The organism is Acinetobacter sp. RF15B, assembly GCF_007558235.1.
Lineage (GTDB): Bacteria > Pseudomonadota > Gammaproteobacteria > Pseudomonadales > Moraxellaceae > Acinetobacter > Acinetobacter lwoffii_C.
Genome location: NZ_VLSR01000007.1, coordinates 25,577 through 49,152, shown reverse-complemented (window position 1 = coordinate 49,152; position 23,576 = coordinate 25,577). Strand labels below are relative to the sequence as shown.

17 protein-coding genes and 2 pseudogenes are annotated in these 23,576 nt (G+C 44.6%); 12 read left to right on the top strand and 7 right to left on the bottom strand.

Going from position 1 to position 23,576, the window contains the following annotated elements; translation table 11 throughout:
* The first annotated feature begins 99 nt into the window (after nucleotides 1–99).
* From E2K74_RS07135 to E2K74_RS07120, 4 genes are all read left to right on the top strand, one after another.
* On the top strand, nucleotides 100–432 hold the full coding sequence (locus E2K74_RS07135) for a DUF485 domain-containing protein (protein ID WP_151205088.1): 333 nt from the start codon (nucleotides 100–102) through the stop codon (nucleotides 430–432).
* 1 nt (nucleotide 433) lies between these two features.
* Complete coding sequence (locus E2K74_RS07130; protein ID WP_151206884.1) at nucleotides 434–2,140, top strand: cation acetate symporter; 1,707 nt, start codon at nucleotides 434–436, stop codon at nucleotides 2,138–2,140.
* A gap of 223 nt (nucleotides 2,141–2,363) precedes the next feature.
* Nucleotides 2,364–3,080 (top strand): ion channel, encoded by a 717-nt coding sequence (locus E2K74_RS07125; RefSeq protein WP_151206883.1) that lies wholly within the window; start codon nucleotides 2,364–2,366, stop codon nucleotides 3,078–3,080.
* 280 nt (nucleotides 3,081–3,360) lie between these two features.
* Nucleotides 3,361–5,325, top strand: coding sequence for a BCCT family transporter (locus E2K74_RS07120; RefSeq protein WP_151206882.1), 1,965 nt, complete (start codon nucleotides 3,361–3,363; stop codon nucleotides 5,323–5,325).
* Nucleotides 5,326–5,390: 65 nt separating this feature from the next.
* Here E2K74_RS07120 and omp33-36 read toward each other — a convergent pair whose 3' ends face one another.
* Entirely contained in the window at nucleotides 5,391–6,269 is an 879-nt protein-coding gene (gene omp33-36, locus E2K74_RS07115; RefSeq protein ID WP_151206881.1) for a porin Omp33-36, read from the bottom strand.
* A 1,006-nt stretch (nucleotides 6,270–7,275) separates the two neighbouring features.
* Between omp33-36 and E2K74_RS14850 the strand changes: the two are divergent.
* Nucleotides 7,276–8,028, top strand: a pseudogene (locus E2K74_RS14850) (IS5 family transposase); the annotation flags it as partial.
* 322 nt (nucleotides 8,029–8,350) lie between these two features.
* Here E2K74_RS14850 and uvrA read toward each other — a convergent pair.
* Both uvrA and tenA read right to left on the bottom strand, forming a co-directional pair.
* Entirely contained in the window at nucleotides 8,351–11,182 is a 2,832-nt protein-coding gene (gene uvrA, locus E2K74_RS07105) for an excinuclease ABC subunit UvrA (RefSeq protein ID WP_151206880.1), read from the bottom strand.
* 555 nt (nucleotides 11,183–11,737) lie between these two features.
* Complete coding sequence (gene tenA, locus E2K74_RS07100) at nucleotides 11,738–12,415, bottom strand: thiaminase II (protein ID WP_151206879.1); 678 nt, start codon at nucleotides 12,413–12,415, stop codon at nucleotides 11,738–11,740.
* 221 nt (nucleotides 12,416–12,636) lie between these two features.
* Here tenA and E2K74_RS07095 point away from each other — a divergent pair, with 221 nt between their 5' ends.
* The 4 genes from E2K74_RS07095 (at nucleotide 12,637) to ahpC (ending at nucleotide 16,744) form a co-directional block, all read left to right on the top strand.
* Complete coding sequence (locus tag E2K74_RS07095; protein ID WP_151205081.1) at nucleotides 12,637–13,725, top strand: DUF475 domain-containing protein; 1,089 nt, start codon at nucleotides 12,637–12,639, stop codon at nucleotides 13,723–13,725.
* A 151-nt stretch (nucleotides 13,726–13,876) separates the two neighbouring features.
* Nucleotides 13,877–15,241, top strand: a complete 1,365-nt coding sequence (locus E2K74_RS07090) for an MFS transporter (protein WP_151206878.1) — start codon at nucleotides 13,877–13,879, stop codon at nucleotides 15,239–15,241.
* A 48-nt stretch (nucleotides 15,242–15,289) separates the two neighbouring features.
* Nucleotides 15,290–15,862, top strand: a complete 573-nt coding sequence (ssb, locus tag E2K74_RS07085) for a single-stranded DNA-binding protein (protein WP_151205579.1) — start codon at nucleotides 15,290–15,292, stop codon at nucleotides 15,860–15,862.
* Between the two features lie 318 nt (nucleotides 15,863–16,180).
* Nucleotides 16,181–16,744, top strand: a complete 564-nt coding sequence (gene ahpC / locus E2K74_RS07080; protein ID WP_151206877.1) for an alkyl hydroperoxide reductase subunit C — start codon at nucleotides 16,181–16,183, stop codon at nucleotides 16,742–16,744.
* A gap of 67 nt (nucleotides 16,745–16,811) precedes the next feature.
* Here ahpC and E2K74_RS07075 read toward each other — a convergent pair whose 3' ends face one another.
* The gene (locus tag E2K74_RS07075; RefSeq protein WP_151206876.1) at nucleotides 16,812–17,735 is read right to left on the bottom strand and encodes a LysR substrate-binding domain-containing protein; all 924 of its coding nucleotides are present in this window, start codon (nucleotides 17,733–17,735) and stop codon (nucleotides 16,812–16,814) included.
* Between the two features lie 142 nt (nucleotides 17,736–17,877).
* Complete coding sequence (gene ycaC, locus E2K74_RS07070; protein WP_151206875.1) at nucleotides 17,878–18,504, bottom strand: isochorismate family cysteine hydrolase YcaC; 627 nt, start codon at nucleotides 18,502–18,504, stop codon at nucleotides 17,878–17,880.
* Nucleotides 18,505–18,811: 307 nt separating this feature from the next.
* Between ycaC and E2K74_RS07065 the strand changes: the two genes are divergently transcribed.
* From E2K74_RS07065 to E2K74_RS07055, 3 genes are all read left to right on the top strand, one after another.
* A complete protein-coding gene (locus E2K74_RS07065) occupies nucleotides 18,812–19,687 on the top strand; it encodes a pirin family protein (protein WP_151206874.1) in 876 nt (291 codons plus the stop codon).
* A 415-nt stretch (nucleotides 19,688–20,102) separates the two neighbouring features.
* Entirely contained in the window at nucleotides 20,103–21,410 is a 1,308-nt protein-coding gene (locus E2K74_RS07060) for an FAD-dependent oxidoreductase (protein WP_151206873.1), read from the top strand.
* A 1-nt stretch (nucleotide 21,411) separates the two neighbouring features.
* The gene (locus tag E2K74_RS07055; protein ID WP_151206872.1) at nucleotides 21,412–22,257 is read left to right on the top strand and encodes an SAM-dependent methyltransferase; all 846 of its coding nucleotides are present in this window, start codon (nucleotides 21,412–21,414) and stop codon (nucleotides 22,255–22,257) included.
* Nucleotides 22,258–22,330: 73 nt separating this feature from the next.
* On the opposite strand, the pseudogene E2K74_RS15125 reads toward E2K74_RS07055, so the two are convergent.
* Nucleotides 22,331–22,435: pseudogene (locus E2K74_RS15125) on the bottom strand (IS982 family transposase); the annotation flags it as partial.
* A 143-nt stretch (nucleotides 22,436–22,578) separates the two neighbouring features.
* Nucleotides 22,579–23,499 carry a Dyp-type peroxidase gene (locus E2K74_RS07045; RefSeq protein ID WP_151206871.1) on the bottom strand — a complete coding sequence of 307 codons (921 nt, stop codon included), beginning with the start codon at nucleotides 23,497–23,499 and terminating at the stop codon, nucleotides 22,579–22,581.
* Nucleotides 23,500–23,576: the final 77 nt, after the last annotated feature.

Below are 23,576 nucleotides of genomic sequence, written 5' to 3'. Positions count from 1 at the left end.
AAGTCTTAATTACAAGACGCCACAATTCTTGTTAATTTGCAACAGTAATAATTCGAATTAAAAATAATCAGCCCACGGTTGGGCTACAGGAGTGCAACGATGGATGAGGTACAGGTAGATCGAATTCTACAGAATCCAAAATTCAAAGAAATGGTTAGCAAGAAGAGCACACTCAGCTGGACTTTAACGGGCATTATGCTGTTTGTCTATGTGGGCTTCATGTTGCTGGTTGGCTATAACAAAGAGTTTCTTTTGTCTTCTATTTCAGGTGGAGTGACGACTTGGGGGATTCCACTGGGTCTGGGCATCATTGTGTTGTCATTTATCTTATGTGGCGTTTATTCCTATATCGCGAATAACCGTCTCGATCAATTGACTGAAGAAGCAATACGTGAAGTAGAAGCAATTGCTCATGAAAAAGGACCTCATTAAGATGAAATGGAATTCTTTAATTGCCCTGGCTGCAACTGCAGTCGGCTCAGGGATGGCAATGGCTGGTCCGGATTTAGGCGCAGCAGAACAGCAGGCAACCAACTGGCACGCGATTATCATGTTTGTGATTTTCGTGGGGGCTACCCTGTTCATTACTAAATGGGCAGCAAAACAAACCACAAATACCAAGGACTTCTATACTGCCGGTGGTGGGATTAGCGGCTTCCAGAACGGTCTGGCGATAGCCGGTGACTATATGTCAGCAGCCTCCTTCCTGGGGATTTCTGCGATGGTGTTCCTGTCAGGTTTTGATGGCTTGTTATATTCACTTGGTTTTATGGTGGGCTGGCCAATCGTATTATTCCTGGTGGCAGAGCGTCTGCGTAACTTGGGTAAATATAACCTGTCTGACGTAGTATCTTTCCGTTTACAGGAAAAACCGGTGCGTACTTTAGCCGCCATGAGTTCATTGGTAGTGGTAGCCTTCTACCTGATCGCCCAGATGGTGGGTGCAGGTCAGCTGATCAAGCTGCTGTTCGGTTTGAACTATAACCTTGCTGTGGTGATTGTCGGCTTGCTGATGATGGCCTATGTAATGTTCGGCGGCATGTTGGCAACGACCTGGGTACAGATTATTAAAGCAGTCATGCTGCTGTCTGGTGCTACTTTCATGGCGTTCATGGTCATGAAAGGCGTCGGCTTCAGCTTTACCAACATGTTTGAACAGGCGATTGGCGTGTATTCAAAAGTGCATGACCTGAGCCTGGCAGATGCAACCAAAATCATGGGTCCAGGAAGCTTGGCATCTAACCCGATTGATGCGATTTCTTTAGGTCTGGCGCTGATGTTCGGTACTGCCGGTCTTCCACATATCCTGATGCGTTTCTTCACGGTAAAAGATGCCAAAGAAGCACGTAAATCAGTGGTTGTGGCAACAGGCTTTATCGGTTACTTCTACCTGCTGACCTTTATTATCGGTTTCGGTGCGATCCTGTATGTATCGAATAACCCGCAATTCCTGGATGTTGCGAAAATGGCGATCACTGGCAAGTTAGAGCTTGTAGGTGGTAATAACATGGCGGCGGTTCACCTGTCTGATGCAGTGGGTGGCGACCTGTTCATGGGCTTCATTTCTGCAGTAGCATTTGCGACCATTCTTGCGGTTGTTGCGGGCCTGACCCTGTCTGGTGCTTCAGCAATTTCGCATGACTTGTATGCCAACGTGTTGAAGAAAGGCCAAACTACGCCTGAGTCTGAGCTACGTATGTCTAAGCTTGCGACTTTAGGTCTGGCGATCTTCGCGATGATTCTCGGGATTCTGTTCGAGAAACAAAACGTTGCCTTCATGGTCGGTCTGGCATTCTCGGTGGCGGCATGTGCCAACTTCCCGGTACTGGTATTGTCCATGTTCTGGAAAGGCTTGACGACACGTGGTGCGGTGATTGGTGGTGTTGCAGGTCTGGTAACCGCAGTAACCTTGATTGTGCTGTCTAAAGCAGTATGGGTAGATACTTTAGGCATCTCGGATACTCCAGTGGTTCCATTTAACGGTCCTGCATTATTTGCAATGCCATTGTCTTTCTTGTGCTGCTGGTTGTTCTCGGTCACAGATAACTCAGCTCAGGCACAAGCAGAGCGCAAAGCTTTCGATGCCCAGTTTGTACGTTCACAAACCGGTATCGGTATCTCGGGTGCTTCTGATCACTAAGATCGGTTCATCCTAAAAAAGCCCCATCCGGGGCTTTTTTTATGGCCTGCAATACAGTCAGTTTTCTTCGCCATAACGTTATATGCAAAAAAATAAAAGCATGGCGTAGAGCGGTTTTCAGTAATTTTCATACAAATTGTTAAACACCCGTAAACCTGCTGCATGCTATGTTGAGGCTGATAATAATTAAATTGCGAATATGAATTCCAAGAAGAAGGGCAGTATGAAGCAGGCATTAAGACGATTCTGGGCAACATTTGAGCATTTGCCATCTGCATGGCTGCTCTGTTTGCAATTGCTGATTTTGATCCTATCGGTGCTGGCCTATGAAAGTGTGTCCTATCGTGCTGTTACCTGGGTGCTTGGAGTTCTGGTGCTGCTGGTCATTGCCAAAGTCATTCGACAGACCCCGATGTTTACGATTTTAGGGCTGACCTTTGTCGCAGGTGCGATTTTCTTTTCTTCCTTAATTGCTTTGGGGATTCAGGATAACTGGATTCATATCACGGCCAACCTGTTTGAAGCCAGTGCTTATTTTAGTGCAGCTTATGGCCTGTTGAGCTATATGTTTCATGATCGTTATCTGACCAAAGATGAGCTGTTTGCCGCAGGCGCAGTCTTTACCTTGCTGGCTTGGGGCTTTGCCTTTTTATATAGCATTTGCCAGTTGCTGGTGCCCTACAGTTTTGCACATCCCGATTTACATGCCTATCAACCCTGGCTGGATTTACTGTTCCTGAGTTTTAGTGTCCAGTCCGCCACCGGTTTATCTGACCTGATGCCGGTTAGCCCGATTGCCCGTATGCTGGCAATTATCCAGATGTTTTTTGGGGTGATGTATCTGGCGCTGATCGTTTCACGATTGATTGCCTTACAATATATTGCCTATATTCCCCCCAAGAAAAAACATCAGAAACAGGATAAAAATACCTCTCCGTAAAGCCAGACAGGTTTGAATTTCTTGTTACATTAAGCTGACGGCTTTATTTTTCACCCTATTTTAAAATAAGGCCGGATTCAAATTGATTTTATTTATCTGCCTTTATATTAGGGTCTATTGATATTTCATAAATGCTTGGCGCGGAAAGCAGAAAAAATATGCGTTGTTGCCAAGCCACAGGAATTATCAACACACTCTATTTATTTCTCTCATAGTTTTTACTTGCAAATAATTATTTGAGTCTCTCGCTCTTTCCATAGATTGAAAAAAAGAGGGATATATGTCTTCCAAACCATCTTCCTGGCTGGCTAATGTCAACCCGAATGTCTTTGTCAGTACCGTGGTCATTATCGCCATTTTTCTGGGACTGGTGCTCTTTGCGCCGGATACTTTTCAAGGACTCACGCAACAGTTAAATCAGTGGATTACCTCTTCATTTAGCTGGTTTTATGTGTTGTCCGTGGCTATTTTCCTGATTGTGTTGATTTATATTGCGCTGTCCGATATGGGGAAAATCAAGCTTGGACCTGATCATAGCCAGCCCGCCTATCATAGTGGTTCCTGGTTCGCGATGCTGTTTACCGCCGGCATGGGCATCGGACTCATGTTCTTTGGCGTTGCAGAGCCAGTCATGCATTATGTCACGCCACCGATTGGTGAGCCTCAGACACTGGTGGCTGCCCAGCAATCGATGCGAATTACTTTCTTCCATTGGGGGCTGCATGCCTGGGCCGTCTATACCCTGGTCGGTCTGGCACTGGCCTATTTTGCTTACCGGCATAATTTGCCCTTAAAAATCCGTTCCGCTTTATATCCACTGATTGGCAACAGAATTTATGGACCGATTGGAGATGGAGTCGATACCTTTGCCACCATCGGGACAATTTTTGGTGTCGCCACCACCTTGGGATTCGGGGTAACCCAGATCAACTCGGGCCTGAATTATCTGTTTGGTATTGAGCAGCAGCCGAGTACCCAGATTGTCCTGATTATTGTGGTCAGTAGCATGGCCGCCCTGTCAGTGTTTTTTGGTCTGGATAAAGGCGTAAAGCGGCTGGCCGAACTGAATTTGTTGCTTGCCCTGCTGTTGCTGATTTTTGTATTTTTGGCTGGCCCAAGTATTTATCTTTTACAGACCACGATTCAGGCTACAGGCCAATACGTCTCCAATCTGTTCAGCATGACCTTTAACCTGTATGCCTATCAGCCTAGCGGCTGGATTGGAGGCTGGACCATCATGTATTGGGCTTGGTGGATTTCCTGGTCACCATTTGTGGGCATGTTTATTGCGCGTGTATCAGAAGGACGCACAGTCCGGGAATTTATTGTTGGGGTGCTATTGATCCCAACAGGCTTTACCCTGATCTGGATGGGCTTTATGGGCAATGCCGCCCTACATAGTATTATTCATGAAACCAATACCAGTCTGCTTGAAGCGGTGCAGCGTGATTCATCGGTTGCACTGTTTGAATTTCTGGGCAGTTTACCCTTTAGTTCTGTCACCAGTATTGTGGCAACCTTGCTGGTGATGCTGTTCTTTGTGACCTCCGCCGATTCTGGTTCGCTAGTCACTGATTATCTGACAGCAAAAACTGAAAACTCACCGGTCTGGCAACGCCTGTTCTGGACTTTGGTGATGGCCTTGCTGGCGATTACCTTGCTGCTGGTCGGCGGTCTGGAGGCCTTACAGTCTGCCACGATCATGAGTGCCTTGCCTTTTACCCTGATCATGCTGCTCATTTGCTGGGGACTACTTAAAGCACTGAGGTTGGATGTAATTAAAATGCATGCTGTGCAGGCTGCACGTATTACGCCGCGTGCGATTCAAAATCCGCGCAGCTGGCAGCAAAGGCTGGGACTGATTATGCATTATCCGCATAGCAAGGCCGAAGTGCAGGCATTTATTGATACTACGGCAAGCAAAGCTTTTGGTAGTTTTCAGACCGAGCTGAAACGCCGTCAGATACAGGTCAAGATTCATGCGCTGGAAGAGGGAATTGAGTTGCGTGTCGACCATCAGGATGAGATGAATTTTATCTATCAGGTGGTAATGACACAAATGATCAGTCCCACTTTTATGTCCGAGCTTGAGGATGACCAGTCTTATCAGGCTGAAGTCTTTTTAAAAGAAGGTGGGCAGGGCTATGATGTAATGGAATGGACACAGGAAGATTTACTACAGGACATCATTGATCAATATGAACGTCATCTGCATTTCCTGAGCCTGATTCGTTCACCAGAATAAATATTTCGCCCAATAAAAAAAGGACGCATCAGCGTCCTTTTTTCTATTCAACGTCTAATCAGAAATTAGAAGCGGAATTTAGCATTTAAGCCTACAGTTTGCGTATCGCGCGCTTCGCCTTCAGCATTCGCATTTACATAAGATGCGCCAACTGCAACCGCTGGAGTGATGAAGTAGTTTACGTTCGCGCCCCAAGCTTTGTCTGGAGAACCAGCATAGCTAGATTCCATATAAGATGCGCCCACGCTTAAAGCAGGGTTAAGGAAAAGAGTTGTGCCTAAGTTATAAGCAGTATCTTCGCCATATACTAAACCAGTTTCAAAACCAATTGACATGTTCGTACCATCAATTGCACCTACATATTTAGTACGTGCAGTGATCGCATCCTGGTCTTCATTAATAGTTTGAGATTCTAGAGCTGCTTTCACAACGCCATTGTTGAACATGTTGAATGCGTCATAAGAAACTTGGTCAGCGACGCTAGTATAACCTACAGCAACCAAGAAGTTAGGTGCAAGTACAGCACCCAGTTCTAATGCATAACGGTCGCCTTGGTCATCTTTTTGACCGCCTTTACCATCAGTAATGGTGTGGCTATAAGATGCACTTGCATAAGCAGGAACAAATTTAGTTGGAACATAAGCTTCAGCTTTAGCACCAAAAGTATGAGAAACTTGGTCTTTAGAATCAGCGTCTACATCGTATTCGCCATATGTATATGCTAAAGAAACATTTGATGCCTGGTTTAAGAAAGCTGCTTCAGCTAAAGGACCTTTAGATGCATCTACATTTTTAAAGTAGTAAGTACCTTGAACAGCACCAGTGAAATCTTTGTCATTAACAGTATTGTCGATGAACTCTGACTGACCTTGAACTTCAAATTGATATGCTTGAGCGCCGGTCATGGCTAATAATAAAGCAGTGGCTAAACCGAGTTTTTTCATGATATTTACCGTTTAGTTACAGAAGATATACAATAGGGGAGCTATTGTATTGTAACAATTTATTAAGTCAATCAGCTGCTAAGTCCTTGTTTTTTACGATTAAAAAATTGTATTAATTTTGTGTAAAAGTCTACTTATTTAAACATGTTTCAGCTAGGTTAAAATTACCTTTAATTACAGCAAGCTATGCTTAGGGTTCAGCTTATAAAATGATAAAAAAGGCTAAATCATGAAGATTTAATTATTCCTAAAAACGATTAAATTTTAATTTTGATTGGTATAAACAATTTTAAATTTCTGCTTTAGAGAGGATGGAGGATAAAAAGTCCAAGTATTTTAAATAGACAATTTTTCTGTTAATTATTTATTTAGATCATTGTTTTTTAATTTATTGTGATAAATGTCACTATTAATGAAGGTGGACAACCTTAAATCCGACTAAAATAATAGGCTTTACTTTGCAGTCGAAATCGCACATAATAGAGAAATCAGGTCATGGTTCATACTTATATAGGATTCTGACTGATTCTCCACAATTTTTTCGTTTTATCGGCCCAGCTTTCCCCAAGGTTGGGCTTTTTTTTATTTTAAATTTATGAATAGAAGGCAAATAAGCCTACAAAGCTTCTTTATGAAAAAACAAAAAACGCACCAAAATGATTCATTTTTATCAGCTTTAAAAGCGAGATATCAATAAACAACAAAAAAAACCTCAATTTTCAAAGAAAATTGAGGTTTTTTCGCCAAAATGTCCGGGTAAATCAAAAAATCTGCTGAGGAATAATTTAACTCGCCCTAATGCGGTGCATTATGCACTTAATTGTGGCAGGTGTAAATAGGTTAAAAACAAGTTTATTTAATTTTTTTAAATTGAATTTTGCCCAAACCTCTTGTGGTAGCTTGAGCTATTTTTTTAAGGCCGGTAAAAAATTAAAAAGTATGAGGGCCAGAAATAGAGAGGTAGAGAAATTTTAATCTTCAGACCCAAGGGAATACCCAGTCATAAGGTAAACACGGATGAAATCAAAGCTATACCAATACAGCCATTCTATGCTGTTTAATGATTAAATCGCTATTTCGATTCTCTTTGACGGTTTAGGTGGGACAGCACCAAATTATTCCACACTTCGTACAAGACAAAAATTGATATTGCGATCAGCTAGCAAAAAATGTAGTGATAGACTTCATTGGCTTGTAGATTCTACTGGCCTGGAGTTTTTAGGTGAAAGTGAATGGAAACGGAAGAAACCTCAGCCTGAATATCGTCGCCCATGGCCCTCAGCTTCACCTTGGTATAAATGCTAAAACGCTGCAAAGAGATGCAGTTCAGCTCACCCCGAACGATATCAGCGATTCACAGGTACTCAGTGGTTGACTTGATCAAATCATCCTCTGATGAAGGCATAGATTCTATCTATCCCAATAGCGTTTATGATATAAAATACTGCCGATAGCTCATTTCAGATCATCAAGCACCTGTCATAATTCCACCAAGAAAAAAATACAAACCCATAGAAAGACAAAAATCGGAATTTTTAGATAGAAATGAATTATTAAAAACCTGCAAACGCTTAGGAAAAAGGATGGGGAAAAGTAGTTGGGGTAGCATCGACATAGTTTGGTAGAAACTAAAAGGTATTGCATAAAATGAGGGGGAGATAAACGGAGCGCAAGACACTTCAGTAGCTCAGTCAATGAGATTCATGCACGTATAGCCGCCTTAAATAAATTTATAGAATCAGGTCAACCTCACACCTAAGTTGTCACTTAAGTTTGAGTGAGCTAGGAGGACTTTATCTTTTAAAACTGTATACAACAAAGCCGCTTACAACTAAAAATGCTTGGAAAGAATTAATTTTTAAGGAGATTGTAAAAGATGAAAGATTTAAAGAATTTCATAAATGAGGTGTTTTAAGACAGATACTTAATCAGCAAATGAATGTTGAATTACAGCCCCAAATTAATGCATTAATATTTGAAAGACTGGATGACGAGGCAAAAGTATCTAATCCCGTAAGACAAAAAAATATTGAATATGTCATAAAAAAATTAAAAAAGGGCTCTTGTGAGCCCTTTCTAAATCACTTCAACAACGGCTTCAAAAATTTACCCGTATGTGATGCTTTCACTTTCACGACTTGTTCAGGCGTACCTTCCGCGACAATCATACCGCCACCCGAACCACCTTCAGGTCCCAAATCTACCACCCAGTCAGCAGTTTTAATCACATCCAGATTATGCTCAATCACCACAATGGTATTACCCTTATCACGTAGCTGATGCAGGATGTCCAGCAGCTTGGCAATATCATGGAAATGCAGACCCGTGGTCGGTTCATCCAGAATATACAGGGTTTGACCGGTATCGCGTTTGGCCAGTTCACGTGCCAGTTTGACACGCTGCGCTTCACCACCGGAAAGCGTGGTCGCAGACTGACCCAGACGGATATAACCCAAACCTACCTGATGCAATGTTTCCAGACGACGGTGAATGACGGGAATGGCATCGAAGAAATGCATGGCATCCTCAACGGTCATCTGCAACACATCGGAAATATTCTTGCCCTTATAGTTCACTTCCAGCGTTTCACGGTTATAACGTTTGCCATGACAGGCATCGCAAGGCACATACATATCCGGCAGGAAATGCATCGCCACCTTGATCATGCCGTCGCCTTCACAGGCTTCACAGCGACCACCTTTCACGTTAAACGAGAAACGACCCGCGGCATAACCACGTGCTTTGGCTTCCGGAGTTTGTGAAAACAGTTCACGAATCGGGGTAAATAAACCGGTATAAGTGGCCGGATTGGAACGTGGGGTTCGTCCAATCGGACTCTGGTCAATATCGACGACTTTGTCGAGGAACTGCAAGCCATCAATCGATTCAAACTTTTCCGATGTTAAAGTGGTTGCACCATTCAGTTGGGTCGCCGCCAAAGGTAACAATGTCCGGTTAATCAAGGTCGATTTACCCGAACCCGATACCCCGGTAACACAAGTCATAATGCCCAAAGGAATGGTCAGATCGACTTTTTTCAGGTTATGCCCAGATGCACCCATCAGCTTGATCTGTTCTTCAGGTTTAGGTGGCTGAATCCGTTTTTTCGGCACTTCAATTTTTAATTTTCCGGATAAATATTTTCCGGTCAGTGAGTCAGGATTGGCCAGAATTTCATCATAAGTGCCTTCGGCAATCACATGTCCGCCATGCACACCTGCACCGGGGCCAATATCAATAATATGGTCGGCAGCACGAATCGCATCTTCATCATGCTCGACCACCAAGACGGTATTGCCCAGATCACGCAGACGAATCAGGGTTTGCAGCAAACGGTCGTTATCACGCTGATGCAGACCAATCGAAGGTTCATCCAGCACATACATCACGCCCATCAGGCCGGCACCAATCTGCGAGGCCAGACGAATCCGCTGCGCTTCACCGCCCGACAATGTTTCGGCAGAACGGGACAGACTAAGATAATTCAGGCCGACTGACACCAGAAAGTGCAGACGTTCACGAATTTCCTTGAAGATCTTGTCTGCGATTTCACCACGGGCACCTTCCAGATTCAGGCTCTGATAATAACTTTCGGCATCACCAATCGACATGCGGGTAATGTCGGCGATGGTTTTGTCCAGAATCTTCACATTACGCGAGATCTCATTCAGACGTGAACCATCACAGGCATCACAGGCGGCATTCGACAGGTACTGTGCCAGATCATCGCGCACATAATTGCTTTCTGTTTCACGGTAACGGCGTTCCAGATGGGGCAAGATGCCTTCAAAAGGCATGACCCGGTTATGACGGCGGCCGCGTTCATCAATATAGCTCAGGTCAATTTTTTCCTTGCCGCTTCCATACAGGAATTTCTTTCGGGTGTTGGCATCCAGCTCTTCCCAAGGAGTATCCAGAGAAAAACCAAAATGCTCGGCGACTTTTTGCAGCATGCCATAATAATAAGGACGCTGACGGTCCCAGCCGCGGATCGCGCCTTGGCTGATGCTGACCTCTGCATTCGGAATCAGTTTCTCAGCACTGAAATGGCTGCGTGTCCCCAGACCGTCACAGACCGGGCAAGCACCAAAAGGGTTGTTAAAGGAGAATAGACGCGGTTCCAGTTCGGCCACTGCGCGTTCACATTCCGGACAGGAGTGCTTGGCAGAAAATACCCGATCCTCATGCTCATCTTTCATCCAGGATAGAATCGCGATATCTCCACCCAGACGTAAGGCTGTTTCAAAGCTCTCGGCAATACGGTTGCCCAGGTCATCACGCACCTTAAAGCGGTCAACCACCACTTCGATACTATGTTTTTTCTTTTTATCCAGCTCGGGTGGTGGATCAATTTCCATGATCTCGCCATCGACACGAGCCCGGACAAAGCCCTGGCTTTGCAGCTGTTCAAACAGGGCGGTGTATTCGCCCTTACGTTCACGTACCACAGGCGCTAATAATAACAGTGCAGTACCTTCTTCCAGTTCCTTAACCGCATCGACCATTTCACTGACCGTTTGCGCGACCATCGGCAGATCATGTTCAGGACAATAGGGTGTACCGACACGCGCATAGAGCAGACGTAAATAGTCATAAATTTCGGTAATTGTTCCGACCGTTGAACGTGGGTTGTGGCTGGTGGATTTCTGTTCAATCGCAATGGCGGGACTTAGGCCTTCAATTGAGTCGACTTCCGGCTTTTCCATTTGGGAGAGGAACTGGCGCGCATACGCAGACAGGGATTCTACATAACGGCGCTGGCCTTCGGCATAGAGCGTATCAAAAGCCAGTGAGGACTTGCCTGAACCCGACAGTCCCGTAATCACCACAAACTTGTCGCGTGGGATATCAAGGCTCACATTTTTCAGGTTGTGGGTACGTGCACCTCGAATACGGATGTGGCTTTGGCTCATGCAATGATCCTAGAATATTCATCAAAAACCTTTATATGATACCGAATGAAAAATGTTCAAGTGCAAATAAAAGTATTTTAAACGTCAAGTTATGTCGGATATTAGTCACGTCCACTATATAAAGACCAGCGCTTGATTGTGGTTAATTTTTACTCATTGCTCGCTTGGCAGGCTAGGGTAGCGAGGCGAATATGATCTTTTCAAAGCATATATCATGCGGAATATCATGAAGCATTTGGGCTTAGACGTTGAGTTGATTTTTCAGAAACTGAGTATAGGCCTTTTCAAAAAATCCAGAGCAAACAGACCATTGCAGCAAAGACCCAGCAAGTGAGTAACGAAGCTAAAAAAATTATCAAAACCAAGACCTGCGAGTATCAGAAGAGGAAGTTTTTTGCGGTGATTGAGAGGCTTAACAGTAGAGGAAATATGGAGATAAAGAAAAGCTGTAAGTGAGGGAGAACGTCCATTATGCACATTTCATCGCTTGATGAATAAAAATGCCAGTCAATGGTTCACTGACTGGCATTTTGGATGGGCTCTAGAAACGAAAACTTAGTTCACGTCATCCAGACCTGGCCATTGGCGCTGTTCAAAGGCACTCTCCCAGAACAGCCATTCCAAACGGGCTGCATCGGTATAGGCCTGATGCATTTTCTCCAGTGTATCGGCATCCACCCGCTCGGCGATACGGTCAATAGTGCTAATTACATTACGTACTGCGGTATGGAATTCTTCACCGGCATAGGTGTCAATCCAGGCCTGGTAAGGGTTATTCGGGGCGGCATTGTCAATAATGTCCTTGCCCACTTCTGCATAAATCCAGAAACACGGCAGCAGGGAAGCTACCACCACCGGATAGCTTTCTGCCCAGGCCACCGCCTGTAAATAAGAAGTGTAATGGTGACAAGCCAGTGTCAGCGGGGTATTTTCAAACTGCGCCTTGCTAATACCAAAATCCTGCATAAAGCCATCATGCAGGCTGCGTTCGACCACAATGGCAATTTTAGCCGCCTCACTAAACTGGATAACGTCATCGGCTTCAAACGCTTTTGCCGCACAGACAGCCAAGGCACGGCCATAAGCCAGCAGATAATGCGCATCCTGAATCACATAATGACTAAAAGCCTCACGGCTGAGTGTTCCCTGTGCCAGTTGCTGGTTAAACGGCAGAGCCAGTGTCTTTTGGTAGAGCGCAAGATTACGTTGCCAAACCTGTTGTGAAAAACTCATGCTGAAATCCTTAGCAGTTTAAGTTAAGCCATGCAGCACTATAGCAAAGAACCGGCTGTTTAAAAGACCAGGGAGGCTGCCTTGAGAAAATAATACAAAAGACCACAGGAAGTGCTTTGGTTTGGGCCACAAAAGTTTCATAATTGGCACAGTTTATTGTGTCCGTATTGCAGTTCTACTGAAAAAATACGTCTTATTTAATTGATTCAAGGTCGATATGTATGTTGAAACATTTTGGTTTCTCAATCGCATTCTCGATCGTGTGTCTTGGTTTGTCTGCTTATTGGGGTTATACCCATGGTCCGGAAGCGGGCTTGCAAACCATGCTCACAGCGCTTGCCATCACCGCTATCTTAGCGATTATGGAAGTGTCGTTATCTTTCGATAACGCGGTTGTCAATGCCTCAGTCCTGCGGGGATGGGATCCATTCTGGAAAATGCTATTCCTGACTATAGGGATTTTGATTGCCGTATTTGGTATGCGTTTAATCTTCCCGGTGGCCATTGTCGCGGTGACTGCGGAAATGGGCTTTATGGAAGTGGTACGGCTGGCCCTGAATAATCCTGCAGAATACTCGGCGCGTTTGATGGCCCATCATCCGGAGATTGCTGCTTTTGGTGGCGCTTTCCTGTTGATGGTGTTTTTGAACTTCTTCCTGGATGAAGAGAAAGACACGCACTGGTTCAGAATGCTGGAACGTCGTCTTGCCAACCTGGCTAGTGTTCCGGCCATGTCGGTCTTTATTGCCCTGGTGGTGCTGTTAATTATGGCTGGCAATGTGGTGGAAGACAAACGCTTGGCAGTGACCATGGCGGGAATCTGGGGCATCGTGATTTATATTGGGGTACAGGTCCTCAGTCATTTACTGGGCGGTGAGCCGGAAATTGATGAACAGGGCAATGCCATTCGTCATGATGAAAATGGCGTACCGACAGGTGTGGTCAAAGCCGGTATTGGTGGTTTCCTGTATCTTGAAGTGCTGGATGCCTCTTTCAGTTTTGATGGGGTGATCGGAGCCTTTGCCATTACTTCAGATGTGGTCATTATTATGCTGGGTCTGGCGATTGGTGCGATTTTCGTCCGTTCAATGACCATTTATCTGGTAGAAAAAGGCACACTGGATGCCTATATCTATCTGGAGCATGGCGCGCATTATGCAATTGGTGCTCTGGCCTTTATCATGATTGCCAGCGGAACCGGCTTGCATGTTCCTGAAATTGTGACTGGCCTGATTGGGGTGGCCTTTATTGTCTGGGCTGTTATTGCCTCTATCCAATATAAGAAAAAAGAAAGTGCCCTGCATCAATAAGGGATTCTGATCTTGAAAAGCGTGGCTCCGGCTGCGCTTTTTGTTTTTCAGCCCCTGCTGATTTTTATTTCAAATAAAAATCATGCCTTACTGGGGATGGAATGTCCTATAATCTGTGCACCAAGATTAATTCGCTGAATCGCCTGAATTTATGATGAATGCTTTAGAACGTCGCTCGACCTTTGCCCTGAGCAGTATTTTTGCGCTGCGCATGCTGGGGTTGTTTATGATTATTCCTGTATTTTCAGTAGCAGGGCAGTCATATGAATATGCTACGCCTGCGCTTATCGGTCTGGCGGTTGGTATTTATGGCCTGACTCAGGCGTTGCTGCAAATACCGTTTAGCCTGATCGCTGACCGTTATAGCCGTAAACCCCTGGTGGTTCTGGGCCTGTTGCTTTTTGCCCTGGGCGGTGCGGTTGCCGCCATGTCCGACACCATTTATGGAGTCATCATTGGACGTGCAATTGCAGGTGGCGGCGCAGTCTCGGCTGTGGTCATGGCCTTGCTGGCCGATGTGACCCGTGAAGAAAACCGTATGAAAGCAATGGCGGTGATGGGCATGAGTATCGGCCTGTCTTTTGTCGTCGCGTTTAGCTTGGGGCCTTGGTTGGCCGGACTGGTCGGTATCTCTGGCCTGTTTTGGGTCACGACCATTATGGGACTGGCGGCAATCGCCATGCTGTTGATGGTACCTAAAGTCAGCCGTCATCATAAAAACTTCCAGCAGGGGTATTTGACCCAGCTAAAACAGGTGCTGAAAATGGGCGACCTGAACCGTCTGCATATTTCAGTTTTCACCCTGCATTTATTGCTCACTGCGATGTTTATCTATGTACCTTCGCAGCTGATTGAATTTGGCGGTTTACCGTTGTCGAGTCATGGTTGGGTCTATCTGCCTTTACTCTTGATCAGCCTGTTTTTTGCGTTTCCAAGTATTGTACTAGCAGAGAAATACCGTCAGATGCGCGGTATTTTCCTGACGGCAATTGGCGGCATTATTTTGGGCCTGTTGATCCTGATTTTCGGTTTTGAGTCCAAATATATATTGCTGACCGGACTGGGCCTGTTCTTTATTGCCTTTAACGTGATGGAAGCTTTGTTGCCGTCCTGGTTGTCCAAGGCGGCCCCGATTCAATCTAAGGCCACCGCAATGGGCGTCAATGCCAGTAGCCAGTTTTTGGGTGCATTTTTTGGTGGCGTGATTGGTGGTCAATTATTGCTTTTGAACAATACGTTGCTGGGTTGGAGTATCTTATCGGCAATTGCTATAATTTGGCTATTGATGAGTTTTGGATTGGCACAACCTCGTTATCTTTCCTCACTGGTCCTTCGTTTGCCGGAGACCCGACAAACAGACGAATGGACTTCTCAGCTTTTGGCAATTCGTGGTATTGAAGAGGTTGTGGTGATGTCTGAACAGCAAGTGGCCTTTGTCAAGGTCGACAAACAGCAGGTTAATGAAGTCTCGCGACAACAATTAACGCACTTGTTAGGTAAAGAGGTAGCCATTTAAACATAACTCTTATAAAGTAAAATAGATACAAATAGGAATACAGATCTCATGCGTGGTGTAAATAAGGTTATTTTGGTTGGTACTTTAGGTCGAGATCCTGAAACAAAAACTTTCCCCAATGGGGGCTCCCTTACACAGTTTTCGATAGCAACCAGCGACTCGTGGACAGATAAAAATACCGGTGAGCGTAAAGAGCAAACAGAATGGCACCGTATTGTGCTGCACAACCGTTTAGGTGAAATTGCACAACAATACCTGCGCAAAGGTTCTAAAGTGTATATCGAAGGTTCATTGCGTACCCGTCAATGGACCGATCAGAATGGTCAGGAACGCTATACAACAGAAATCCGTGGCGAACAAATGCAGATGCTGGATTCGGCACGTCAACAAGGTGAACAGGCCGACAATGGTTTTAACCAGCCGCGCTTTAACAATAATCAGGGCGGCTATGGCAATAATAACCCGCAAGGTGGCTATGGTTCAGCGCCACAGCAAGCTGGTTTCAATAACAACCAGGGTGGGGGGTATGGTAACAATAACCCGGGCGGCTTTGCACCCAAAGCACAGCCGGCGCCAACTCCGGCACCTGCGGCCGATCTAGATGATGATTTACCGTTCTAAGTACTGAAAAACGGTAGATGATCCGCTCAAAAGCCTGCCAATCTGGTGGGCTTTTTTATTTAGGTGGAGAATCGCTCACTGGCCTGGCCTTAAAAATAAAACTTTCTAAAGAAGACGTGTAATTTAAATAGCTTCCCGTACAAAGCTGAGATTCTTTATTATTGAAGAAATAAATAAACATTGAATATGCAATAGAAAATTTTAATCCAAAAATCCGATAGTTTTTATAAAAATTTACGGTTTTTCCTATTGATTGGTTTTCTGTATTCTAGCTGTATCGAGTGAATACACAATTTTAGCAATAGATAGGAAAATCGAATGAGCTTAATCAATACTGAAGTCAAAGCATTCAAGGCCACTGCTTATCACAATGGCCAGTTTGTTGAAGTGTCTGAGCAGGACATGAAAGGAAAATGGTCCGTGGTCTTTTTTTATCCTGCAGACTTTACCTTTGTGTGTCCAACCGAATTAGGTGATTTGGCGGATAACTATGCTGAATTCCAGAAGCTGGCTGTGGAAATCTATGGTGTATCTACCGATACTCATTTTACTCATAAAGCCTGGCATGATACTTCGGACGTGATTGGTAAAATCCAGTATCCGTTAATTGGTGATCCAACCTGGACCTTGTCTAAAAATTTCGATGTGCTGATCGAAGCTGAAGGCCTGGCAGATCGGGGTACTTTTGTGATCGATCCGGAAGGTAAAATCCAGATCGTTGAGATCAATGCCGGTGGCATTGGCCGTGATGCCCAGGAACTGCTGCGTAAGATCAAAGCAGCACAATATGTGCATGCACATCCCGGTGAGGTATGTCCTGCGAAATGGAAAGAAGGTGAAGAGACACTGGCTCCTTCAATTGACCTGGTCGGTAAAATCTGATCGATTCGATCTAACTGCCAAGATCCAGCCCCTACAGGCTGGATTTTTTATTTAGGCTGTAAAAGACTCAGCTTATATAGCCTCTATGCTGGGTGGCGGTAGTTCTTAAACCCTGTATCAGATGTTCGATTAGCTTTTCCATCACCAGACGTTGTCCTTTGCGTGAGGCATAAACCAGTTGTACGGTGCCCATATTGGAACACCATTCAGGCAAAATATGTATCAGGCGGCCTGCCTGTATATCTTTTTCAACGGTTAAATAAGGCAGGTCGGCAATTCCCAAGCCATCCATCACCGAATAATATACTCCGGCTAAATCATTGCTTTTAATACGTGGCTGTAAGGGAATTTCGATTTGATCATGACCGCTGATATGCTGTAAAAGCCAAGAGTGGTGTGGTTTTTGTGTGCCCAGAACGATGGTTGGAAATTGATGCAGATCTGCCGGAGACTCAATCTGGCGGTGCTTTAGCAGACTTGGGCTGGCGATTAAACAGTGCATGGTTTTAATCACATCACGAACCACAATGCTGGAGTCTTCATTCGCCTGAAAGTTGGTACGAATCGCCAGATCAATATCATCATGCAGCACATCGACACGCCGGCTGGTCAGCTCCATTTCTACCTGAACCTGAGGATAGGTCTGCAAAAAATCATTTAATAAGCTGCGCACCTGATAGTGCATCATGAGTGACGGGCAGCTGAGCTTGATCAGGCCTTGCGGTTCGCTCCTCTGTTTCAGCAGGACACTGTGCGCGCATTCGACCTGATGAATGATCTTTTCACATTCCTGAAAGAATTCCTGACCTAAGGGCGTAACTTTAAAATGGCGTGTGGAACGCTGGATTAAGGTGACATTGAATTGTGCTTCAAGGTCCAGAATACGCCGGCTGAGTTTGGACTTGGTGATATTGGCGGCTTCACTGGCTGCACTAAAGCCGCCATGTTTCACGACCAGATAAAAATAATAATAGTCATCAAATGAATGCATGTATTAGCCTGGCATATTGAATTCATCTCAAAGTTATAGCATAGGATAAATCAGACGAATTCCCAAAGCATCTCTTCTGATCGGAACAAGGATCAGTGGGCTTAAAAGCAGCCCGAAGGCCGCTTTTAAGTACTCGATGGGATTATTTTCCTGCAGTATTCTGGTTATAGCTGTTGATGAGGTTGCGATAGTCAGGAATATGATTGCCAAATAAAGCCCCCAGACCTTCAATATCGTTACGCCAGTCACGGTGCAATTCACATGCAGTACCGAACCAGGTCATAAGCTGTGCACCTGCCTGAGACATACGATCCCAAGCAGAATCACGGGTGAGATGGTTAAATGTACCCGAAGCATCTGTGACGACAAAGACCTCAAAGTCTTCTGCGAGTGCTGAAAGCGTAGGAAAAGCCACACATACTTCAGTGACTACGCCTGCAATGATCAGTTGTTTTTTTCCGGTTGCTTTAACCGCTTTCACGAAGTCTTCATTATCCCAGGCATTAATTTGGCCAGGACGGGCGATATACGGTGCATCTGGGAACATTTCTTTCAGTTCCGGGACCAAAGGACCATTCGGGCCTTGTTCAAAACTGGTGGTTAAAATAGTAGGAAGATTAAAGTATTTTGCAGCGGCAGCCAGTGCCAGCACGTTGTTTTTAAATTTGTCCGGATCAATGTCACGCACCAGAGAGAGCAGACCAGTTTGATGATCTACTAACAGAACAGCTGCATTGTCTTTGTCTAAACGTACATAGGGTTTAGCCATTTTTATACTCCTCGTTATTCAGTATTGGAGACACCGGCTTGAGCTATGTATTGCCGACGTCCCTGAGCGCCATAATAGTCATGAAAATGAGACAAAATAAGCCCAGGTTGCAGGAAGCTTAATCTTGAAAATAGGACAAAGCCTAATTTCTATTGTTTTTAAAGACTTATAGAAAGTTTTTTAGCTATTTAAAGATATCACTGTCCTATATTTGGAATACTGAATATTAATCTCACTCTATCTTGGGCGCAGGCGAATGCTTAAAATAAGCGTATGTTTATCCTATCGTCTATATAGGAGTGAAAAGATGAAAAAAGTGATCGGTGTCTACCGTAACCAGCACATGCACTGGGTAGGTGACGGCTTTCCAGTCAAAAACCTGTTTTCTTATGACCGCTTAGGTCAGGCCATCAGCCCATTTTTATTACTGGACTATGCTGCGCCTTACCATTTTGATCCCGCGACGGTACAGCGCGGTGTAGGTTCACATCCACATCGTGGCTTTGAAACGGTGACCTTGGCTTATCAGGGTGAGGTCACACATCAGGACTCCAGTGGTGGTGGCGGCACGATTCAGGCAGGCGATGTGCAATGGATGACTGCAGGTGCAGGTGTGATTCATGAGGAATTTCATTCTCCAGACTTTGCCCGGCAGGGTGGCCTGTTTGAAATGGTACAGCTTTGGGTGAACTTGCCAGCCAAGGACAAGATGACTGCACCGGCTTATCAGGCGATCACCCAAGCAGAGATTCCACGCATTGAAATGGACCATGAGGCCGGGCATATCCGGGTGATTGCAGGGGAATATGGAGGACATCATGGTCCTGCCCAAACTTTCAGCCCGGTTAATGTATGGGATGGGGAGCTAAAAGCAGAATATGAAACCTTCCTCGATGTACCCGTACACCATACCACTCTACTGGTGTTGTTAAAGGGGGAGTTGGTGGTGAATGGCTCGCAAAAAGTGCTGGACAGTTCCATTGTTATGTTTGCCCGTGACAGTGATCCTGTGATTCAGTTACAGGCCTATCAAGACAGCCAGTTTGTGCTGCTCAGTGGTGAACCGCTCAATGAGCCAATCCAGGGGCATGGTCCATTTGTAATGAATAATAAAGCTGAAATTATTCAAGCCTTTGAAGATTTCAATCAGGGTCGCTTTGGTAAAATTCCCGTGAAGAGCTAAAGATATTTCAGTCCAGAAAACAAAGAAGCCTCTGCTTTTGCAGAGGCTTTGATCTTTTTATGCGCTGTAGTTTTTATTGTTTTGAGTGATTTTCTTATAAATCCATCTTGATACTTCTGGATGAATTTATAGTTTTATAATGGCTACATTATACACTTAGCTGATTTTTTGTAAACCGGTTGTTAAAATAATGGTTAAAAAAAACATATGTTTTTAAATATTTTTTTCTTATAACTAAATTAAAAATAAAGATAATCAGTCATATTTTGAAAATTATTCCAAGGCGCTGAGCGGGGTGAAAAATCATGGAAATTTCTGTTAATAGAGGTTTACGAAAAAAAAATATTCTGGAAGATTTTAATAACCTGTTTGCCGGGTGCATGGTTCATAATTTCTTTCAGTTTTTCAATGACGGATGATCAGCTTGGATATCGCAGTAATTGGTAGTGGCATGGCCGGACTGGCTACAGCCAGAATTCTTCAGGACGCAGGACATCATATCACCATCTTTGAAGCGCTTCAGGGTCGCGGCATGGACAGCCATAGCCTCGAGTTTGAAGGTGGCTTGATTGATGCCCCTTTACGTGTGATGAATCCTTATCTGTGGAAGAATACGCTGAGCCTGGCCACTCATCTGGGCATTAAAACCTATCCGGTACGTACCTACATGGCCTGTAGCTGGTTATTTGAAGACCGGACCGAAACCTGGCTAACCACTTCACGCAGCCGAATTGGCAATATTCCAATTATCAATAACCGTAAAGGGATCCAGCAATATGGCTGGCGACTGGTCAAAGGCCTGTTGCAACTGAAAACAGCGCTGACGAAATTTTTTAAATCCGATCATCAGGACATCAGCCTGGCAGAATTTATTAACCGTAACGAAATCGAGGAAGTATTCTGGCATGGTGCAGTGATGCCGGTACTGTATACCATCTGTACCTGTAATCCGAAAACCATCGGAGAATGGCCAGCCAAACCTTTACTCACCTTCCTGCGTCAGTTGACCGATGGGGATGCCTTGCTGCGTCTACAGGGCGGCACGCCAGCGCTGGTCGATAAACTGATTGAAGGCATTGAAATCGAAAGCGGCGCACGGATTGTGTCTATCAAGCAGCAGGATGACAAGGTACTGGTAGAGAATTCAGCCAGTCTGGTAAAAAGTTTTGACCGGGTGGTGGTGGCAACACCCACCATGCATATTGAAGAATTTCTCGATCAGTCACAATTCAAAGATGACATTGCGCTGTTAAAGAAATTTAAGTTTGAACAGGGTGAGCTGGTAATTCATAGCGATAGCAGCGTGATGCCGCCGAAGCGTAAAGACTGGGCTGTACTGAGCTATATGATGGACCGTAAGTTCACCCGTCAGCAGTTTACCATCTGGCTGAATGCCATTGAACCGACCCTGGTGGGTAAGTCTCCGGTATTTCAGACCTGGCGTCCAGTCACTGACATTGATCCGAAAAAAATCATTTCTTCGGTGAAGCTGACCCGTGCGGTGGTAGATGCCAATACGGTCGCCCTAAATCAGGAATTACAGCAACGCCATCTGGAATTGAACCGTAAAGTCTTCTTCTGTGGTTCCTGGTCATGCGACGGCTTGCCGATTTTGGAATCGGCCGTAACTTCGGCAATGAAAATTGCAGAAATTCTGGGTGCGCCGTTGCCATTTAAAGGACTCAAACCTAAAGTAGAGGTTGCTCCACAACTCGGTTACTAAAATGAAATGGCTCCAGCGACTGCGTCAAGCTATTCCTCAACATAAATATGCCATTCAGGCAACATTGTTGGGAGATCAGGCACAGTTGCCCTGGAGCAATTTGGGATATTGGCAGGCAGGTGAGCAGGATTATGTCACGGCCTGCCGTCATCTGGCTGACCATCTGGCGCAAGCCGTCCATTTAAATTCAAAAGATAAATTACTTGATTTGGGCTGTGGTCAGGGAGCCAGTTTGGTGCATTGGCAACAGCAGTATCAGGTCCAGTATCTGGCAGGTGTCGAGTTACAGCCTGCTTATGTCAGCAATATTCGACAGCATCTTCCCGAGCTAAATGCTATTTATCAGACATCTTTTCTGCATTTAAAAGACATGCAATTGCCCCAGCGTTTTGATGTCGTGCTTAGTCTGGATGCGGCCTATCATAGCCCTGTGCCGTTATTCCTGGCGCAGCTTCGCAATGTTTTGAATTCAAATGCACGAATCGGTTTTCATCATCTGGTCCTGACCAAAAACTGGGAATATTTAAGTCCATTTAAAAAACGTCAATATCAGCTGCTGCTTAAATCTGCTGATGTGAATTTAAACGACTTAATGAGTGTAGAGGTCCTACAGGACTGTCTAACCCAATTTGAATTTAAAAATATTCAGATTGAAGATCTGACTGAAGCCGTATTTTCAGGCTTTGCGAATTATGTTGAAACAACTTTAAATTCAAACAAATCCAAACCAAACATTAAAGCGCAAGTGCTGGATGATTTTAAAATTCAGATGACTGCGAAGCTTTGCGCTAAGCTTTATCAGGACGGCGTGGTGCGGTATGTACAAGTGACTGCACAAGCAGTTTAAGGTATGCGTACAGGAAAATGAAAGCTTTAGAAACATCAAAGCCTCACTAAAGAGCGAGGCTAAGAAAAGATCCCATTCTCAAACGTTTGTTGCTGTATTTTAAAAAATTCCAATAGGTTGCTTCAAATTTCTGAAAAAAATCATCAATGATGCAGAAGAAATATGTGAAATCGAACATGGTGGCTGAAGGCGTAGGTGGTGTGGTAACTCCCTAATAGTTTTCAGCCACCTTATTTTCAAGTTAATTTCTTATCCGCGATTCAGGTTATTTAATTAATTCACATATCTATAAAAAGCCGACTTACGCCGGCTTTTTTATTCTTACCCTTCCAACACCTCTTCCAGCAACTCCTCACTCGGTGCAAAGTAATACGCCCCATCCATTGGAGTCACAAAATGTAGCAAGCGGTCATGGATTCCATCGCCAGAGGTACCGAACATACGTTCTAACATAGCATCAATAATTTTCAGGTCTTTGGTGTAGGCAATGAAGAATAAGCCTTGATCACCACGGCCATCACCATAAGGTAGAGAATGACGCAAAATTTCCATTTCCTCACCTTCCTCATCTTCCACTACAGTACGTGCAACGTGAGCATCGGCAGGTTTTGTCTCATCCTCCAGTTCGATAGATTCCAGTTTGCTACGACCCATGACTTGTTCTTGGGCATCAACTTTTAACTTTTTCCATTTTTCCAGATTATGTGCATAACGCTGTGCGAAAATGAATGAACCGTCTTGGAAAATGCCAGCATCTTCACCGAGTAAAGCGACCTCAGCACGGTCATCAGGAAATTGCGGGTTCTCTGTCCCATCAATAAAACCGGTAATATCACGGCCATCAAAATACCGGAAGCAGACACGTTCATCCAGAACATGAACTTTGTCACGGATACCTTCAAAAAAAGCCTGGCTTAAAGCGAAACAGATATCCGCGCGTGCACTGGCGATATGTATCAGTACATCTGCAGGTACTACTGGCATGTCAAATGAACCCTGAATCGGTTTGAGTTGTTGAAAGCCGACAGGATGCTGATCATATAATTTTGCCCAAAGCGCAGGACCAAATGCCACCGCTGTCTTGATTTGTGCATGTGGATGCTGGGTAATCAAACGGTCACGGGTACTAAATAACAGTTCTAATTGTTGTTTAAGTTCTTCAAGGCTTAAATTTTGCAAACGTAGCACAATAAAACGAGCATGATCTGAGGGTAATGGCAAAATTACAGATTGGGCAGACATTCATGAATCCTGTAATAAATTTCTGTTTTTCAATCAAACTATTGTGCCTGAATCGCTACAGAGTGAATAGTATTCAA

Coding starts and splice junctions, on each gene's coding strand:
- E2K74_RS07125 (WP_151206883.1), top strand. CDS start 2,364: ATGAAGCAGGCATTAAGACGATTCTGGGCAACATTTGAGCATTTGCCA.
- E2K74_RS07120 (WP_151206882.1), top strand. CDS start 3,361: ATGTCTTCCAAACCATCTTCCTGGCTGGCTAATGTCAACCCGAATGTC.
- omp33-36 (WP_151206881.1), bottom strand. CDS start 6,269: ATGAAAAAACTCGGTTTAGCCACTGCTTTATTATTAGCCATGACCGGC.
- E2K74_RS07045 (WP_151206871.1), bottom strand. CDS start 23,499: ATGTCTGCCCAATCTGTAATTTTGCCATTACCCTCAGATCATGCTCGT.
- E2K74_RS07095 (WP_151205081.1), top strand. CDS start 12,637: ATGTTGAAACATTTTGGTTTCTCAATCGCATTCTCGATCGTGTGTCTT.
- tenA (WP_151206879.1), bottom strand. CDS start 12,415: ATGAGTTTTTCACAACAGGTTTGGCAACGTAATCTTGCGCTCTACCAA.
- E2K74_RS07060 (WP_151206873.1), top strand. CDS start 20,103: ATGATCAGCTTGGATATCGCAGTAATTGGTAGTGGCATGGCCGGACTG.
- ycaC (WP_151206875.1), bottom strand. CDS start 18,504: ATGGCTAAACCCTATGTACGTTTAGACAAAGACAATGCAGCTGTTCTG.
- ssb (WP_151205579.1), top strand. CDS start 15,290: ATGCGTGGTGTAAATAAGGTTATTTTGGTTGGTACTTTAGGTCGAGAT.
- E2K74_RS07055 (WP_151206872.1), top strand. CDS start 21,412: ATGAAATGGCTCCAGCGACTGCGTCAAGCTATTCCTCAACATAAATAT.
- ahpC (WP_151206877.1), top strand. CDS start 16,181: ATGAGCTTAATCAATACTGAAGTCAAAGCATTCAAGGCCACTGCTTAT.
- E2K74_RS07130 (WP_151206884.1), top strand. CDS start 434: ATGAAATGGAATTCTTTAATTGCCCTGGCTGCAACTGCAGTCGGCTCA.
- E2K74_RS07135 (WP_151205088.1), top strand. CDS start 100: ATGGATGAGGTACAGGTAGATCGAATTCTACAGAATCCAAAATTCAAA.
- E2K74_RS07075 (WP_151206876.1), bottom strand. CDS start 17,735: ATGCATTCATTTGATGACTATTATTATTTTTATCTGGTCGTGAAACAT.
- E2K74_RS07090 (WP_151206878.1), top strand. CDS start 13,877: ATGATGAATGCTTTAGAACGTCGCTCGACCTTTGCCCTGAGCAGTATT.
- E2K74_RS07065 (WP_151206874.1), top strand. CDS start 18,812: ATGAAAAAAGTGATCGGTGTCTACCGTAACCAGCACATGCACTGGGTA.
- uvrA (WP_151206880.1), bottom strand. CDS start 11,182: ATGAGCCAAAGCCACATCCGTATTCGAGGTGCACGTACCCACAACCTG.